The 16,498-nt window shown below is 37.5% G+C and carries 21 protein-coding genes and 1 riboswitch; of the genes, 7 read left to right on the top strand and 14 right to left on the bottom strand.

The window, feature by feature from the left end; genetic code table 11:
* Nucleotides 1-8: 8 nt before the first annotated feature.
* Genes RZO55_RS18330 through thiS form a run of 3 tightly spaced genes read right to left on the bottom strand, consistent with a single transcriptional unit; the run spans nucleotide 9 to nucleotide 1,643 of the window.
* Nucleotides 9-782 (bottom strand): thiazole synthase, encoded by a 774-nt coding sequence (locus RZO55_RS18330; protein ID WP_318065707.1) that lies wholly within the window; start codon nucleotides 780-782, stop codon nucleotides 9-11.
* Between the two features lie 23 nt (nucleotides 783-805).
* Entirely contained in the window at nucleotides 806-1,447 is a 642-nt protein-coding gene (thiF, locus tag RZO55_RS18325) for a thiamine biosynthesis protein ThiF (RefSeq protein ID WP_318065706.1), read from the bottom strand.
* Nucleotide 1,448: 1 nt separating this feature from the next.
* Nucleotides 1,449-1,643 (bottom strand): sulfur carrier protein ThiS, encoded by a 195-nt coding sequence (thiS, locus tag RZO55_RS18320; protein WP_318065705.1) that lies wholly within the window; start codon nucleotides 1,641-1,643, stop codon nucleotides 1,449-1,451.
* Between the two features lie 56 nt (nucleotides 1,644-1,699).
* Nucleotides 1,700-1,819, bottom strand: a riboswitch (TPP riboswitch).
* A gap of 392 nt (nucleotides 1,820-2,211) precedes the next feature.
* On the opposite strand from thiS, the gene RZO55_RS18315 reads away from it, so the two are divergent.
* The 4 genes from RZO55_RS18315 to RZO55_RS18300 all read left to right on the top strand — a co-directional run bounded on the left by RZO55_RS18315 (nucleotide 2,212) and on the right by RZO55_RS18300 (nucleotide 6,190).
* A complete protein-coding gene (locus tag RZO55_RS18315) occupies nucleotides 2,212-2,931 on the top strand; it encodes a protein kinase family protein (protein WP_318065704.1) in 720 nt (239 codons plus the stop codon).
* 90 nt (nucleotides 2,932-3,021) lie between these two features.
* Nucleotides 3,022-3,615: a hypothetical protein gene (locus RZO55_RS18310; protein WP_318065703.1), complete on the top strand. Its 594-nt coding sequence runs from the start codon at nucleotides 3,022-3,024 to the stop codon at nucleotides 3,613-3,615.
* 921 nt (nucleotides 3,616-4,536) lie between these two features.
* Nucleotides 4,537-5,394 (top strand): hypothetical protein, encoded by an 858-nt coding sequence (locus RZO55_RS18305; RefSeq protein ID WP_318065702.1) that lies wholly within the window; start codon nucleotides 4,537-4,539, stop codon nucleotides 5,392-5,394.
* Between the two features lie 277 nt (nucleotides 5,395-5,671).
* Complete coding sequence (locus RZO55_RS18300; RefSeq protein ID WP_318065701.1) at nucleotides 5,672-6,190, top strand: lysozyme; 519 nt, start codon at nucleotides 5,672-5,674, stop codon at nucleotides 6,188-6,190.
* Between the two features lie 445 nt (nucleotides 6,191-6,635).
* Here the strand turns inward: RZO55_RS18300 and RZO55_RS18295 are convergent, their stop codons facing one another.
* Nucleotides 6,636-6,962 carry a type II toxin-antitoxin system RelE/ParE family toxin gene (locus RZO55_RS18295; RefSeq protein ID WP_318065700.1) on the bottom strand — a complete coding sequence of 109 codons (327 nt, stop codon included), beginning with the start codon at nucleotides 6,960-6,962 and terminating at the stop codon, nucleotides 6,636-6,638.
* Nucleotides 6,952-7,215, bottom strand: coding sequence for a type II toxin-antitoxin system Phd/YefM family antitoxin (locus tag RZO55_RS18290; protein WP_314463345.1), 264 nt, complete (start codon nucleotides 7,213-7,215; stop codon nucleotides 6,952-6,954). The genes RZO55_RS18295 and RZO55_RS18290 overlap by 11 nt, the downstream gene beginning before the upstream one ends.
* 1,188 nt (nucleotides 7,216-8,403) lie before the next feature.
* On the opposite strand from RZO55_RS18290, the gene RZO55_RS18285 reads away from it, so the two are divergent.
* Nucleotides 8,404-9,459, top strand: coding sequence for a tyrosine-type recombinase/integrase (locus RZO55_RS18285; RefSeq protein ID WP_318065699.1), 1,056 nt, complete (start codon nucleotides 8,404-8,406; stop codon nucleotides 9,457-9,459).
* Between the two features lie 144 nt (nucleotides 9,460-9,603).
* Here RZO55_RS18285 and yneA read toward each other — a convergent pair whose 3' ends face one another.
* On the bottom strand, nucleotides 9,604-9,906 hold the full coding sequence (yneA, locus tag RZO55_RS18280) for a cell division suppressor protein YneA (protein ID WP_318065698.1): 303 nt from the start codon (nucleotides 9,904-9,906) through the stop codon (nucleotides 9,604-9,606).
* A 170-nt stretch (nucleotides 9,907-10,076) separates the two neighbouring features.
* On the opposite strand from yneA, the gene lexA reads away from it, so the two are divergent.
* A complete protein-coding gene (gene lexA, locus RZO55_RS18275; protein WP_318065697.1) occupies nucleotides 10,077-10,697 on the top strand; it encodes a transcriptional repressor LexA in 621 nt (206 codons plus the stop codon).
* 110 nt (nucleotides 10,698-10,807) lie between these two features.
* Here lexA and rsfS read toward each other — a convergent pair whose 3' ends face one another.
* From rsfS to rplU, 8 genes are all read right to left on the bottom strand, one after another.
* On the bottom strand, nucleotides 10,808-11,167 hold the full coding sequence (gene rsfS, locus RZO55_RS18270) for a ribosome silencing factor (protein ID WP_318065696.1): 360 nt from the start codon (nucleotides 11,165-11,167) through the stop codon (nucleotides 10,808-10,810).
* Entirely contained in the window at nucleotides 11,164-11,760 is a 597-nt protein-coding gene (yqeK, locus tag RZO55_RS18265; RefSeq protein ID WP_318065695.1) for a bis(5'-nucleosyl)-tetraphosphatase (symmetrical) YqeK, read from the bottom strand. The genes rsfS and yqeK overlap by 4 nt, the downstream gene beginning before the upstream one ends.
* On the bottom strand, nucleotides 11,757-12,377 hold the full coding sequence (gene nadD / locus RZO55_RS18260) for a nicotinate-nucleotide adenylyltransferase (protein ID WP_318065694.1): 621 nt from the start codon (nucleotides 12,375-12,377) through the stop codon (nucleotides 11,757-11,759). Before nadD ends, yqeK begins: the two co-directional genes overlap by 4 nt.
* A 35-nt stretch (nucleotides 12,378-12,412) precedes the next feature.
* Complete coding sequence (gene yhbY, locus RZO55_RS18255) at nucleotides 12,413-12,709, bottom strand: ribosome assembly RNA-binding protein YhbY (RefSeq protein ID WP_318065693.1); 297 nt, start codon at nucleotides 12,707-12,709, stop codon at nucleotides 12,413-12,415.
* A gap of 13 nt (nucleotides 12,710-12,722) precedes the next feature.
* Entirely contained in the window at nucleotides 12,723-14,006 is a 1,284-nt protein-coding gene (obgE, locus tag RZO55_RS18250; protein ID WP_318065692.1) for a GTPase ObgE, read from the bottom strand.
* 116 nt (nucleotides 14,007-14,122) lie between these two features.
* Nucleotides 14,123-14,413 carry a 50S ribosomal protein L27 gene (gene rpmA, locus RZO55_RS18245; protein ID WP_097004202.1) on the bottom strand — a complete coding sequence of 97 codons (291 nt, stop codon included), beginning with the start codon at nucleotides 14,411-14,413 and terminating at the stop codon, nucleotides 14,123-14,125.
* A 3-nt stretch (nucleotides 14,414-14,416) separates the two neighbouring features.
* Nucleotides 14,417-14,755 (bottom strand): ribosomal-processing cysteine protease Prp, encoded by a 339-nt coding sequence (locus RZO55_RS18240; protein WP_318065691.1) that lies wholly within the window; start codon nucleotides 14,753-14,755, stop codon nucleotides 14,417-14,419.
* A 2-nt stretch (nucleotides 14,756-14,757) separates the two neighbouring features.
* Nucleotides 14,758-15,066, bottom strand: a complete 309-nt coding sequence (gene rplU, locus RZO55_RS18235; RefSeq protein ID WP_318065689.1) for a 50S ribosomal protein L21 — start codon at nucleotides 15,064-15,066, stop codon at nucleotides 14,758-14,760.
* Between the two features lie 231 nt (nucleotides 15,067-15,297).
* On the opposite strand from rplU, the gene RZO55_RS18230 reads away from it, so the two are divergent.
* A complete protein-coding gene (locus RZO55_RS18230; protein ID WP_318065688.1) occupies nucleotides 15,298-16,485 on the top strand; it encodes an MFS transporter in 1,188 nt (395 codons plus the stop codon).
* Nucleotides 16,486-16,498 lie beyond the last annotated feature (13 nt).

Here is a 16,498-nt window from a genome sequence, read left to right as displayed (position 1 = left end):
GCACCCCCCTAATTATGCAGGAAACCGGTCAGAGGGTCGGAGGCAGCTGCCCCCCGAACTAGAACTCTGCCTAGACCAGAAAGATATGCCTTTCTTCCAGCTTCAATTGCCTGACGAAATGCGGATGCCATCAGAGGCAGGTTCCCAGCTGTGGCAAGAGCAGTATTTGCCATAATTGCCGCGGCGCCCATTTCCATTGCCTCACAAGCCTGGGAAGGCCGGCCAATGCCGGCATCAACAATGATTGGAAGATCGATCTCATCTATTAAGATCTGAATAAACTCCCGTGTAGCGAGTCCCTTGTTGGATCCGATGGGAGAAGCCAGCGGCATAATAGAAGCAGCACCGGCACTCACAAGATCTCGAGCTGTATTCAAATCTGGATACATATAAGGCAGGACCACAAATCCTTCGTTTGCAAGAATTTCAGTGGCTTTGATGGTTTCCTGATTATCGGGCAGGAGATATTTGGAGTCCCGCATAATTTCAATCTTTACAAAGCTACCGCACCCTAAATCTCTTGCAAGTCTGGCGATACGCACCGCTTCCCCGGCATCTCTTGCACCGGAAGTATTGGGAAGCAGTGTGACCCCTTTTGGAATGTAATCCAGTATATTTTCCTGTTCTTTCGTATTGGCTCTGCGAACGGCCAGGGTGATGATTTCTGCACCGGCATCCTTTACCGCCGCTTGAATCAGACTCTGGGAATACTTTCCGGAGCCCAGAATGAAACGGGAGCTGAATTCCTGACCGCCAATGATCAGTTTGTCGTTTGATTGCATAATGTCTACCTTCTTTCTGTAATTCAGGCTTCATATTTTTCCGCAAGAATGCGGAGCGCCATATGTGCCTGATGTGCGGCGCACAACATGACTCGTGAGGACATAAGTCCAATATTATCCTCTACATCACTGACTTCATCTCCACAGAGATAGAAATGATCTGTAATCCTTCTGGTTCTTACAACGTTAGCAGAATCAATTCCTGCCATTCCGGAAGCGGCGATCAGATACCTTTCAGGCATCTTTTCCAGCACACTGTTTACCAGCATAGCTTTAGCCTCAGCCCCATCGAAGGCCTCACAAATGATATCCGCATTGCATAGCAGTTCATTAAAGTTATTCTCATCGATTTGCCTGGTATGTGTGATGACTGTTAAATATGGTGCGATTTCCTTTAAGTTTGCAGCAAGAGCCTCTGTTTTAAAGCATCCGGTTTGGGAAGCCTTATACTGCTGGCGGTGGAGATTAGAAACCTCCACTTTATCAAAATCAATCAGAATCAGCCTGCCCACACCTGCACGGGCAAGGGCAACAGCAATATTTGATCCAAGACCTCCAAGCCCGCAGATAGCGACAGTGGAGTTTGCAAACTTATCCTGCAAAGATTTTCCGTTTCGATTGTCAAGAGCACTCCTCATTTCCTCCAGTGTAGGAATGATGTTCATATCAACCACCTCCTACAAAACTGACTACCTCAACAACATCACCATTTTGAAGTACTGTTTTCTCATACTGTTCTTTTGTGACGATTACTCCGTTCCATTCAACTGCAATCCGCTTGGGATTGTAGCTGGTGCCTGCCAGATATTCTGCCAGTGTTTTTCCTGCTGCTTCATGAAAAATGCCACTGATTTTTATCATGATTTTAATCCTCCTTAAAAAAATAGGAAGCTGCCTGATTGGCAACTTCCCATAATATTAATAAATTCAGTCGTCCCTACGTTGGCATTATCCAAATCAGGTTAATGGGTCGAAAGTCACACTTTCCTCTCAGCCTGTTTGGGTAAAAACACCCGCAAGCTCCCCTGTATTAAATTATTATTAATAATACTACTATACGTGTGATTATGCAAGACAAATAACATGATATTCCTGAATAAATCGATAAGCCATCAATCGATTTCCTTCGCAAAGTCGCTTCCCCGGGACAACCAAATAGAGAGCGCGCAGAATGTAACAAAATAATAAGCAATTCATAATATAATGTATAGCTAATCCATATCAGTACGATTAAGAAAATTAGATAAATTATTTGAATACAAATTCAAATAAAAGGAGGGGTATTATGAAAAACAAAAAATTCAAATCAAATAAAGGCCATGTTTACTATAGAAGAACTAGCCGTTCTAGTGCATCAAGCAGATCATCTAGTCGTTCTTATAGTTATAGTAGATAGTATTTTTAAATGAAAAGATAAAGTATTAATAGTATGGACAAATATTATCAACCTGGTGAAACACTAAACGGCTATACTATTTTAAATAAGATAGGCGAAGGGCGATATGGAATTGTTTATTTAGCAGAAAATAGCAATTTTAAAAAATGCATTATAAAACAATTAAAAAAAGACACGTTAAAAACATCTAAAAAGAAACTGTATTACGAACAAGAAATATTAAAAAGTATAAATAATCCTAAGTTTCCCGCCTTTATTGAAAAATTGGAAGACGAGGATATACAAGCATATGTATTAGAATATATTTCAGGGAAAGTTTTTGAAGATTTATTATTTAATGATGAATATGTATTTAATAAAGTTCAAATATACAAAATCGCCACTCAGTTACTAGAGATAATAGCAATATTGCATCAACAGAATATTGTTCATAGAGATATTAGACCACCCAATGTTATCTTAAGGGGAAATCGAGATATTGTTTTAATTGATTTTGGATTAGCTAGATATATAGACAATAAAAAATATACTCAACAAACGGATTATTGGTACTTTGGAGATTTTTTGATTCATTTATATTATACATCGTGTTATCAAGACTTAGGGCTGGAAGAGAAGGCCTGGTACGAAGAACTTGATATAAACGAACATGAAAAATTGTTTTTAAAAAAACTTATGGGAATTGAAGATAGTTATACTAATTTGCAACAAATAGAAAATGATCTTCAAGAAATTAAAAATGAAAGTCTTTAATGATAATGAACCATATGGTCAAGAAAACATTTCTTAACTGTATGGTTCATATCGTAAGTAATGAATTATTCAAAACAGGAGAGAATCATTGTGAACATTTCACCACGTATTTTAGAAGTTCATAAGAAAAGTTTTTGTGCTAATGTATACTCTGTTAAACATTTCAGAATGATTGGTTTAATTGATGTAAATATCTTATATTATGATGGGGCAGAACGAGTAACATTAGCTTATTACAGTTCATCAGGTACTAATAATGGTAAGATCAAAGGTTTGTGGTACCCAATTGTAGGTATAAAAACAACTACAGGATCGTTTATAGAATTTACAGATTATTTGAATTTTGTTTTATCAAATAGTACAAACGACAGTATGGCGGAAAAAGGCTGGCTTGCTAAATCGCTTTTTTTCTACGCAGCCTTTTTCGACGATTCAATGATTGAAGGTTTTTCATGTGGAAAGCATTATGAGGATCTTTTAAATATTGGTAAAACTTTAAAATACTTATATGAAAATGATGAATTCTGCAATATTAGTTATCTTGATGCACATATGTTAAATGATATTGTAACTTCAAAAAAAATATATAGAGGAAATAGACATTCACAAAGAGAAAATTATGAACTTTTTATGCGAGATATATTTATTCAGGCTCAAAACTCCTTTGATTTTCATTTTAACTAGAATACTTAATAAAAAAAGTACATTGAAGAGTATGAAGTCAATTACAAGAGAGAAGAGCGAATCTCATAATTCCTTTGTTATGTAAATCACAATAAATGTTAATACGACAGGAATTAATACGGTGGTATTACCTGTATGGGTTCCTGTATCTGACTGCTGTGATCGACTGGAACAGCCCTTAATGAAATATATGGAGCATGGGGAGTATTCCACTATTCTCCCCATGCTCCTTGTCACTTAATCAGATACCTTTCAGGCATACATGACAATAGGAGGAGAGTAGAACGTAAATAACAAAACTGCTCCATAAAGCAAGGCAGCAAAGGAGGAGGAATCACATTGCTAAAAGTACTTCTATGATACAAATGCAAGCATTTTAATATAATTTGATTTAATAAAACAAAAAAGTGTTACTAGTTATAGATTTAAAACGTTTATATAATAGAAGACGGTTTATAACTACAAGATATAACGAAATAAGGAATGCTATGATTATGAAAAAAAGGACACTTTTTGTTATGTATTATTAGGCTTTTTTGATGAGGAGGTGAGTGAAACTAAATTTTATGGTATAATTTAGTTAATCCTGATTCAATGAAGTCTGTGAAAACAGATAGGGTAAAAGGTCGCACACATTATAGCTTCAAGTAAAAGTGTGGAACTTATAAATAATACGTGGAATCAAACCAACACCAACCATACAAGTATAGATGTTATGAAATGGTATTATTAGAGTTAGTGGTCATGCTAGCCTAAGTTTAATGTATATTTTACGGTTAAGCAGATTAGCATTTATTAAAAGATTAATAAGAGGAAAATAGCAATCGGGGCGGTGAACTGAAAAATTGGCACCCCTGCTATAACATTACGATGTGATAGAGTCGTCCTAATTATCTTAATTTATTTAAAGGAGATTTTATAATGTATAAGAAAAGTGCTGTTTTTAGTTATATTTTTATTTGTTGTATTATAATTTCAGGCTGCCAGAGAAGGGACTTAACATATGTTACAACAAATACAAATGAATACGTCTCTTCTAATAATAATATAGAAACAAAGAATCAGATAGCTATAGATTCTGATACAAATAATTTAGATATTGAAAAAGTAGAATTAGTTATAGAAAATAATATAAATAACGTTTTTGAAGGTAATATTGGGAATCAAAATATATGTATGGCTATTTATAGAGATGGTGAACAACTATCCGCTTCCTATATTACACAAAATGACGATGATGGCGAAATAAAATTGCAAGGAAAAATACAATTAGATAATGCTTCTTTTATTTTGCACAATGAAAATAATAATATAATTTTTAGCGGTACAATTAAACCTGATACAAAGGAAGGTGAATTATTGGATGGAAACTTTACAAATGTTGAGAAATCCCATTTTTCCCTTGTGTATACGCATGCAATAGGCAATACATATGAAACGCGCTATTCGATACCTGGCACTAATACAGAGGATATAGAAAAATTTGCAAAAAAAATCAAAGAATATATTATTGAAAATAATAAGCAAGATTTTGCAGAGCTTATTGATTACCCCATTAATATAAAAATAAATGAGAAAAAAACAATTATTAATAGTGCCGAGGAATTCGAAAAAAAATATGATGATATAATAAACTCTGATTTTAAACATGTACTATCAAAAGCATATACAAAATATTTAGATAGCAACCCTACAGGAATTATGCTTGCAAATGGAAAGATATGGATAAACTATATTAACGATAAAGAAGGATTACGTATTTTTGCTATTAATAACTAATGTCTTAATTTGAAGTAGAACAATAATATCAAATAAAAAAAGAAGAATAAATAGGGATATCCTTATTTATTCTTCTTTTTTTATCTGTAGATTTACTGCAACTTATGATATTTTAGCATTAATTGTGGGATATCAAGAGAATTATTAATAATAGTTTACAAAATAATACTTTTTTTCTTTTTATATTATGTAACTGAAACAAATATAAAACGCCGGCAAAATATTTGCTCAGTTATATATTGACTAAATATTATAAAATTTTAAGGAGGAAAAGAACATGAATGTTAGTTCTTCAGGAAAAACTTTTATTAAGGAACATGAATGTATTGGTGGAAAACCTGACTTAACAGTTTACGAAGATGCAGCTGGATATCCAACAGTTGGTTACGGTCATAAAGTTACATCGGCTGATAAATTAAAGGTGGGAGATAAAATCACCAAAACTAAAGCTAATAGTTTATTTACATCAGATATAAGTTCGTTTGAAGAGGCTGCAAACACTTTACCTAAGTTATCTAAGATGAATCAAGATCAGTTTGATGCAGTTGTATCTCTGATATTCAATGTTGGCAAAGACCCGGTTCTGAAAACAACTAATGATTTGTATGTAGCATTGAATGATAATAATACATATAAAAAACCAATATCATCTGCCTGCAAAAAAGCTGTTGTTAAAGGCTTTACCTATACAAAAGCAGGAGGTAAAAGGCTTCAGGGATTGGTGGACAGAAGAAACGATGAATTAAACTTATTTTTAGGCACTGATTCAGTGGAATACATTACGATGGATTCATAAGTATCGGTAGTGCATTAACTTTTGTGCCTAGGAAATAAATGGCTTCTTTCTGGGAATGAATTATTTATCTAATTTATTATCAGAAGGAAGCTGATATATACAACAATCAGAGCAAATCCAACAGTAACAGATAACCGAAAAATTTCCGACAAAACTCCGGAAGTCCGGGACCCTTTATAAAGACTGAGTCAGGAGGGCTTTGTCGCAGAAATTTGGAAAACGACAAAACCCTGAAAACGACAAAATAAAATGACATAGTTTTGTCGCTTTTTTATTAACAATAAAAAAGATAAAAGCGGAGATAGGGAGAGAAAAGCGACAAAACTGATTGGTGTTATAGTGCGAAACAGAAGATAAGAGTAGCAGCTGTCGGGAGTTGATAAGTAGCCCACCTCCGTTTTGAGACCAGTAGCAAAAATGTGGTAGCATATCCAGTGTTATATAGCTATTTATGATCAATTTTCAAATTATTAAATGACTTTGGATAATCGGTTTGTGTATCTGCAATATGATAAATAAAAATTTTATTATCCTGCGGTTCTACCCGGTAGATTACAACGAATCTCCCTGAATAAAGCTCTTTGTAGCCTAATTTTCTTAAAAGTTCATCTTTCGCTGGTACACCGGAGTAAGGATAATCTGCCAGGCGAACGATACTCCCTCTGATCTGCTCATATACTTTATATGCACTTTCTACGTTGAAGGTCAGAGCATAATAATCCGTTATATTATCTAGGTCTGCCAACGCAGCATCTAAATATTCAATTCTCATAGCGTTTTCTAAACCTTTCGTCTACTTCATCCTGGCTGTGTGTCTTACCGCCGGCCAAGCGCGCATTTTCGGCCGCTAGCACCCGGCTTCTCATCAACAAAAGTTCTTCCCTCTTTTCAAAGGCCTCGATGCTCATAAAGACTCCATCTCCATTCCCATTAAGCGTAATATAAATAGGTTCACCGGAAACTTTTGCCAATTCGGAAACTTCCGAATATTTGTTTCTCAAGTCGGCTGATGATTTAATGTTCATATACGATCCCTCCTGATTCATAATATTTGTATAATTATATCCATATTATACACCAGAATATGTAAGGTCGCAAGGCCTCTGGTTGCTTTTTAACAGATTTGTTGTCCTGTAAGGTAAAGGTATACTTAGCTGGCCAAGAAATTCGGAAAGGTCAAGAGAGCAGCCGATCAATGCTGTAGAGTAGCTGGAAACCGGCGGAACCTGAACCGACCTGTAGCCCCAAGGAGAAAATGATATTATATTATCAAAAGCGGAAAAAGGAGCCTTGTCCGTATTGTAAGGGGATGCGCAGAAAAATGCATCATTTTTTATAATATCATTAGACTAGTTTAATGATATTATGATATACTACAATGAATAGTATCGAACGGAAAAACGACAAAACAGCAGTAATTTTTTTTCGGTTATAACTTGGTAAGTGACGGTTTCAACTATTCGCGAAAGTCTAGTTTAACGAATAGTTGGTATAGAAAAAGAGGGTTAACAGACCATGGCGTTTAATCATGGCTTGTGACCCTCTTATTTTTATATCTTCATAGCCTATACCATTGCTCTTTAGTCTTGTTCATATCTTCGTCAACAAAGGCTTTCACAAATCGACTCATAGCTCTTTATATCCTTTGTAATATGCTTTATGGCATAATATTCACCAATGGGAATATATACTTTTACAGATTTATATATAAGATTTATCTCACCGGTCTCCTTATAAAGCTTGTATATTGTATTCTCGGATATATTCTGACCTGTCTTGCATTATTACCATTCCTGTATAGGCTAGAAATCGCCTTTGGACAGATTACAATCTGCTTATTAAAGTAGAAATAAGAAAGTAAAACAAAACCCCGCTTAAGAAAATAAGTAGTTTCCTCATTTTCTAATCTGCTCCACTTCTATCTTTTTTAGAAAAACCATTGGGTCACCTTCCTTTCTTTTTTTAGTATAGATTAGATATTGTAATAAAGATATAAAAAATTACTTTTAAATCCTTACAAAATAGTTAAAAATAGCATTTTTAAGCTCCCATTGGCTATATCTTTCTAATGGTAACTTTTAGCCTTGCTAAAATGTATATGGTATGCAATGTTGTCGACTTGTATTATTATTGTAATTTTGCTAAAATAAGTAAAGTGATTATTCAATTATTGCTTTACTCATAAATACTTAAATAATGAAAGAGGTGAATCCATGAAAAGTACTCTCTCCTACCATCAGCAAAAAGACATAGAAAATGTAAAGCATTTGCGTGAACTGATCAAAGAACTCCCCCATTTCTGTGGTGACTTTTTCCGTGGCATTGAGCCTCGCACGTCCTCTCGGACCAGGATCGCTTATGCTTATGATTTAAAGGTGTTTTTTGATTTCCTTCAGAAAGAAAATCCAGTCATTCGTAAAATTCAAATGAGAGAAATTCCGCTAGATTTTCTAAACACACTCAGGGTTGTTGATATTGAGGAATACATGGAATACTTAAAATATCGTTTTAATGATAAAAATCAGGAAATAACCAACAAAGAGCGCGGAATCATGCGAAAAGTATCCTCTTTGAAAAGCTTTTATAATTATTATTACCGCAATGAACGGCTTCAAAACAATCCTGCAGCCCTTATTCAGCTTCCTAAACTGCATGAGAAAGAAATTATTCGTCTGGATGTAGATGAAGTTGCACTGCTGTTGGATGAAGTGGAAAAAGGAGAATCTTTAACAGATAAGCAAAAGGCTTATCATGAGAAAACAAAAGTTCGGGATCTTGCACTGCTGACGCTTTTGCTTGGTACGGGAATTCGTGTCTCAGAATGTGTTGGATTGGACCTTAATGATATTGATTTCAAAAATGGTGGCATACGTATACATAGAAAGGGAGGAAAAGAGGTAACGGTTTACTTCGGTTCTGAAGTTGAGGATGCTCTTCAGGATTACCTGGAAGAACGCTATCAGATTAACCCTGAAGCGGGCAATGAACAGGCTCTTTTTCTATCTATACAGAAAAAAAGAATTGGTGTCCGCAGTGTGGAAAATCTGGTTAAAAAATATTCCAGACTGGTGACGCCTTTAAAAAAGATTACTCCCCATAAGCTTCGCAGCACCTATGGAACCTCTCTTTATAAAGAAACCGGCGATATATATTTAGTGGCAGACGTTCTGGGACATTCTGATGTAAATACTACAAAGAAGCATTATGCGGCATTGGAGGATGAACGCCGACGCAGCGCCAGAAATAAAGTGAAATTGAGGGAAGTATAAATATATGAGGAAGGGTTTAATATAGCCCCTCCTCTTTTATTTATTTCAGATATTGTATTATTTATCAAGAATCGTATTAACAGGACATTCATTTATTTACAGCATATAAAAACATGATTTCTTCTGATATGGTTGAGAGCCAGGCTATTTTTCCTGGCTCTCAACATAATAGGCCACAGTCAGATGCTGGCCGGAATGAATGGTATCTTCTTTCAACCGGTTCATACTTTTTAATTCCTGTACATATTGAGCGGTTGTCATCCCGCTGTTTTCAGCATAACGGCCGGCAATGCTCCAAAGACTGTCTCCGTTCATGATCTCTATACTGGTATAATACTTTTCCAATGACGGAGTCCCCACTTCTCCTGCCAATACATTCATCAGGGAATGTCCGCAAAAATGAGATCCCAGCAAAACTGTCAGTGTTAACATGATCAACTGTTTCATAATATGCATTCCTCCTCAAGCAAGAACATATGTTCCTTTTGTCTGAATTAATAATAGCACTAAGAACATACGTTTGTCAATCTGTTTTGCATTTTTTCGAACAAAGGTTTGCATTTTTCTCGAACATATGTTACTATAGTTTTAATGAATAGGAATGAGGAGGCTGTGTTATGGCGCAAGAAAAAATTACACCCAAACAGCAGGAGATTTTAGTATATATAAAAGAGACTATTTTAAAGAAGGGATATCCGCCTGCAGTAAGAGAGATCTGCGAAGCGGTTCATCTGAAGTCTACATCATCGGTACACTCTCATTTAGAAACGCTTGAAGAAAAAGGGTATATTAGAAGAGACCCGACCAAACCACGTACAATTGAGATTATTGATGACTGCTTTAATCTTACCCGCCGGGAAGTTGTGAACGTTCCCATACTGGGTACTGTTGCTGCTGGTCAGCCTCTGTATGCGGAAGAGAATATTGAAAATTACTATCCCATTCCCTCCGATCTTCTGCCGAATACAGAGACGTTCATGTTAAAGGTCAGGGGTAACTCCATGATTAATGCAGGAATATTGGAAGGGGACCAGATTATCGTGGAGCACTGTTCCACTGCGCAAAATGGAGAGATCGTTGTAGCACTGGTAGATGATTCCGCTACCGTAAAGCGCTTCTTTAAAGAAAAAGGACAATACAGACTTCAACCTGAGAATGATTCTATGGACCCTATTATTGTAGATCATGTGGATATTCTTGGTAAAGTGATTGGATTGTTCAGACTGGGAATTCACTAAATGAAATAGGGTCAAGGTTGACATAATGAATTTATGTCAACCTTGACCCTAAAATAAACGGCTTACACAATTTGTGAAGCCGCTCATTAATATACTTAAACTATTTAAATCTATTTTTCTTCCAGATCTTCCACAGCGATTGTCTTTCCATCTCGCCAGATTCGCTCCAGATCATAGAAAAGACGGTTCTCTTTGTCGAATACATGAACAATGATATCGCCATAATCCATAAGGATCCAATTGGCATTCTGGTAGCCTTCTATCTGCTTGCACACATATCCCTTTTTCCCAAGTTCCTCTTCTACATTGTCCACCATTGCCTGTACCTGGTTGGAATTGGTACCACTGGCGATAATAAAATAATCTGCAAGAACTGATACGTTTCGTATGTCAATGATGCTGATTTCCTCGCCTTTTTTATCAGATAAAGCTGCATAAGCAGTTTTTACCATATCCATGGGTTGATTCATCTTGTTTCTCCCTTCTTTTCGTTATGAACCTGTTTATAATAAGCATATGCCTGGTTTGAAACAGAGTCCACAAATTTTCCTTTGCTTTCCAGATATTCAAGAGTATTCTTAAGAATCTGATAAACACATTCATCCAAATCTGTAAATGCAATAGAACGAATATGAAGCAGATCCGGTGCCCTCTCCCGTCTTGGTTCTATAAAATCTGCCGTAAATACGATTTTCTCAAGCAGGGACATGTCGGGTCTTCCTGTCGTATGCCACCGTATGGCATTTATCACCTCTTGGTCAGTTATATTATATTTATGCTCCGCCAGCCATGCTCCATATTTGGCATGAAGCACGACTGGGGCTTTAAGTTCATCGTCAGTTAATAGAATATCCTGTTTCCGGCATTTTTTAATAATCTCTTCATTTCCGTAGTGCTTTGCACAGTCGTGGAGCAAACCGGCAAGCTCAGCCTGATCTAAATTAAAACTGTAACACATTGCCAATGCGGTACAGATAAAAGAAACACTTAACGTGTGCTCGTATCTTAAAGGGCTCAATTTCTCTTTTAAATCGTTTCTCAATTCCATAATAACATCTATCATGCTTTATCCTTCTCCTGATATAAGCCTTGATTGTTAATAAATCTAGATACCTCAGAGGGTACATATTCTGAAACAGAAAGACCTTTTGCAATCCGTTCCCGCAGCATTTCGGAAGAAATATCCATCTCTTCACAGTGAAGAATTCGAATATCTGCGTTGTATTTGTTATGGAGTATGGCTATCTGCTTCTCCATGGATGGGTGAGCATCTTCATATTCCCGCCTGGCAGCTAAAAATACAGCTTGAGACAGAACCTGTTCCGGCTCATACCATTTCTCAATTTCATAAAGAGAATCTGCTCCTATGATAAAAAAGAAGTGATGCTGCGGATATGCTTCCCGCAACAGCTTCAAGGTTTGAGAAGTATAGGTACTGCCATTCCTTCTGACCTCAAAATCTGAACAGATGAATCCTGTTTTTCCGCGAACAGCAAGCTTCGTCATCGCAAGGCGGACCGCAGGATCCGTTATCTTTCTATCATTTTTGTGAGGTGGATGCCCGGAGGGCATAAACCATACCTCGTCCAGCTGATATTCCTCAAATGCCTGTTCTCCCAGCATCAGATGCCCATTGTGGATCGGATCGAATGTTCCGCCCATTATCCCTATATTACCCATAATTATCGACTCCCTGGCCTGAAAATCAGGCTTCGTTATTTAGGAAGAACAATTTTTCGTTTTGTTTCGTCTTTCGCCTGCTTATAAAGTACAATTTTTCTTCCAATGACCTGAACGATCTCAGAACGGGTTCGTTCAGACAGAACTGAGGCAACGCTGTTTCCGTCGTCTGCACAATTTTTTAATATAGTTATTTTAATTAATTCTCTTGCTTCTAAAGCTTCTGCGATCGCATTTGTGATCTCAGGGGTTAAGCTGGACTTTCCAATCTGAAAGATTGGATCTATATTCATCGCTAATCCTTTTAAATAGGATCTCTGCTTACTTGTCATATTATTCTCCTTGTTACTTGTAATAGTCAAATTCAAGACCATACATTCGGACCGTATCGCCTTCCTTGATTCCGGCATTTTCCAGTTTTTCCAGTATTCCATTGTCTTTTAAGAACTTCTGGAAGAAACTGAAGCCCTTCTCAGATTCCAGATTCGTATAACCCAGCATTTTTTCAATACGGGGGCCTTCAACCACATAGACTCCGTCTTCTGTTACTTCCACAGAGTAAGGCAGCATTACTCCGGACAGGCTCTTTAAGTCAAATTCCTTTTCAAAGACCATAGGACTTAAATTGACTGTTTTAAGCAGTTCACAGACAGCATATAGCAGCTCCTTAACTCCCTGTCCGCTGACTGCAGAGATGGGATAAACTTTAATACCCTTAGGTTCAAACTCAGCTTTCAGTTTGTCAACAGGACTCTCACCATCTTCATAAATGGCATCAATCTTGTTTGCAGCTATAATCTGAGGACGCTTGATTAAATCTGGATTATAGGCTTCAAGCTCTTTATTAATGGCTATGATATCGGCGATCGGGTCACGGCCTTCTGTTGAAGCTGCATCAACAACATGAACCAGTACTCTTGTCCGCTCAATATGGCGAAGGAAATCATGTCCCAGTCCGATACCTTGAGAAGCTCCTTCAATGAGTCCGGGAATATCTGCCATGACAAAACCGTTTCCTCCATCTATATCAACTACTCCCAGATGAGGGTTTAACGTAGTGAAATGGTAATTGGCAATTTTGGGTCTGGCATTGCTGACTCTTGATAATAGAGTCGATTTTCCAACATTGGGAAATCCCACTAATCCGACATCAGCGATTACCTTTAATTCCATCTGAACCCAAAGCTCCTGGGAGGCCTGTCCCGGCTGAGCATACTTCGGCGCCTGCATGGTAGGGGTAGCGAAATTCATGTTACCCTGTCCGCCTCTGCCGCCTTTTAAGATAACCTCACGACGGTTTTCTCCGGACATATCGGCAATGACTTTTCCAGATTCAAAATCCTTTAAAACGGTCCCTTCCGGTACCTTAATAATTAAGTCGCCGCCATCTTTTCCGTGACACCGGCGTTTCCCGCCTGGTTCTCCATCCTGCGCGGTATACTTGTGAATGTGTCTGAAGTCACTTAATGTATTCAGTCCTTCATCCACTTCAAATATAATATTACCGCCTCTGCCCCCGTCACCGCCGTCGGGTCCGCCGCAGGGAACGTAAATTTCTCTCCGGAAGCTGACATGACCATCGCCGCCCTTTCCGGATCTTATATATATTTTTGCTCTATCGGCAAACATTCATTCACCTGTTTCCTTTCTACTGATAAAAAAACCAAATCCCATTATTCTATATTCAGACTAATGGGCGTATCGTAAAAAACGGCTCCATACGTCAAGGTATGAAGCCGGTCCAATTATTCGTTAATTGCTTTTGGATAAACAGAAACCTGCTTTTTGTCTCTGCCTTTTCTCTCAAATCTCACAACGCCATCCACTAAAGCGAATAATGTATCATCACCGCCGCGGCCTACGTTGATGCCTGGATGAATGTGAGTTCCACGCTGTCTGTAAAGAATATTGCCAGCTAACACGAACTGTCCATCAGCTCTTTTGGCACCTAATCTCTTAGACTCGGAATCTCTGCCGTTCTTTGTAGAACCAACACCCTTTTTATGAGCGAAAAATTGAAGGTTCATCTTTAACATCACTTACACCTCCTTAAATCGGATTTTAATATATGGTTCTCCATATTCTTCCTCAATATCCTGTAATCCGAATACCAGAGAATTCATAAGGAGCTGCGACCCGGAACTTATGTCAGAAGTAAAACGAAACTGAAAAGAACCTGTCTTTTCTTCCTGATTCACTTCAAAAGAATCCTCTGTGAAATGCTCCACACTGTTGGACATATTAAAAGTTAAAGCTGAAACAGCGGAACAGACAAGTTCTTGTCCATCCTGATGATTATCAGCAAACCCAGCATGTCCTGACAGTTCAATTCCTGTATAACGTTGTTCTGAATCAACAAATACGGTTACTCTTATCATGATTAAGCATTGATCTTTTCGATCTTAACCTGAGTATAAGACTGTCTGTGACCATTCTTCTTATGGTATCCAGATTTTCTCTTATACTTGTAAACAATAACTTTCTTAGCTTTGCCTTCTTTAACAACTGTACCTGTTACGGTAGCACCTGCTACAGTCGGGCTGCCTACTGCTAATTCACCATTGTTTACAACAAGTACCTGGTCAAATGTGACAGCTTCACCAGCGTCAACACCAAGCTTTTCAACTTTAATGATATCGCCTTCCGCTACTTTGTACTGCTTACCACCTGTTGCAATAATTGCGTACATATGGCACCTCCTATTATCATTACTCGCCAATTATGGTGTTCTGTAACAACAGAAACTTTTTAACCTCATTGTGCGGCATACTGTATAAATATAGCATTTCTAAAAGGTTATGTCAATATTTTTTCTGCAAAATTATCAGAAAAAACGTGGTTTTTATGACTTCTCCTTGTATTTTCCCAGAACTCTTAGTATAATGGTCAAAGTTTGACTATAAAAGGGGGTAATATACCAATGAAAACAGATCAAAGAAATTCAATTTTTATCCGCTGCTGCTATGGATATGCTGTCAGCGGCATGGCGGTTTTAGTTATAGGAGCCATACTTCCATCTATAATAAAGGAAGCGGGAATCAGCTTTCTTGCGGCCGGAGGACTTTTATCTATTATGGCTATTGGCAATCTTTCTTCAAGTTTTATTTTCCCTGTTATGGTTTCTCTTATGGGGAAAAAGAAATCCATTACCATAGTTACTCTTTTTGTGCCATCTTCCCTGCTGGTTTTAAGCCTTTTACCTCCGCTTGCAGTCATGTACGCTGTTATACTGCTTTACGGCTTTGCGCGGGGCTGCATTACTATATTAAATAATGCGGCAGTCAACGATATCTATGGAGATACAGCCACCAGTAAGCTGAATATTCTTCACTGTTCCTTTGCAGTCGGGGCGTTCCTTGCTCCTTTGCTTACAGCAGCGATGATGAAACTGGGATTTGGTTGGAAAATAACCCTCTATTTGATCGTTGTATTAACGATTTTCTCCGCAATCTCATATGGGACCATGAATTATCAATTAATCGATGACAGAAAAAGTAAATCCAACAATTCAGTTGCTGGGAACAGAGGATTTCTACGCTCTTTTCCATTTTACTGCATTGCTTTTATTCTGTTTTTTTATCTTGGAGTTGAAAACTGCATCAATGGATGGTTTGTTACCTATCTTCAGAATACAGGAGTGATGAGTGCTGAATTTGCCACAACATTGGTGTCTCTTACCTGGCTGGTTATTATGGGGGGACGGTTAGTTTGTGCAGCAATGTCTAAAAAAATGCATAGAAGCACCATACTGCTGATTCATTCTATAGGAAGTGCAGTCTGCTTATTTATCCTGATTAAAGTAAATTCGTTACCTCTGGTGACAATCTCATTGCTGGGACTTGGTTACTTTCTCTCCGGAATTTATCCTACCTGTATTGCCAATGCAGGACCATTGATTCAGGGCTCTACCTTTGGAATGTCACTACTGACTGCAATCTCTGCCATGGGAGGTATTTTCACTCCCCAGATTGTCGGCGGAGCAGCCGACCGTGTGGGAATTGTAGCTGCAATCAGTATCCTGGTTTTTAATGTGGTTTTTGTTGTTATTCTGTCTGCAGTCAATTTTAGAATCTGGCATCAGAAAAAGAAGGTTGGTCAGACTTCATGACATTCCTGGACAG

Source organism: Clostridium boliviensis, assembly GCF_033342255.1.
Classification (GTDB): domain Bacteria; phylum Bacillota; class Clostridia; order Lachnospirales; family Lachnospiraceae; genus Lacrimispora; species Lacrimispora boliviensis.
Note: the sequence above shows the minus strand (reverse complement) of the source record. Positions and strands in the feature narration are given on the sequence as shown.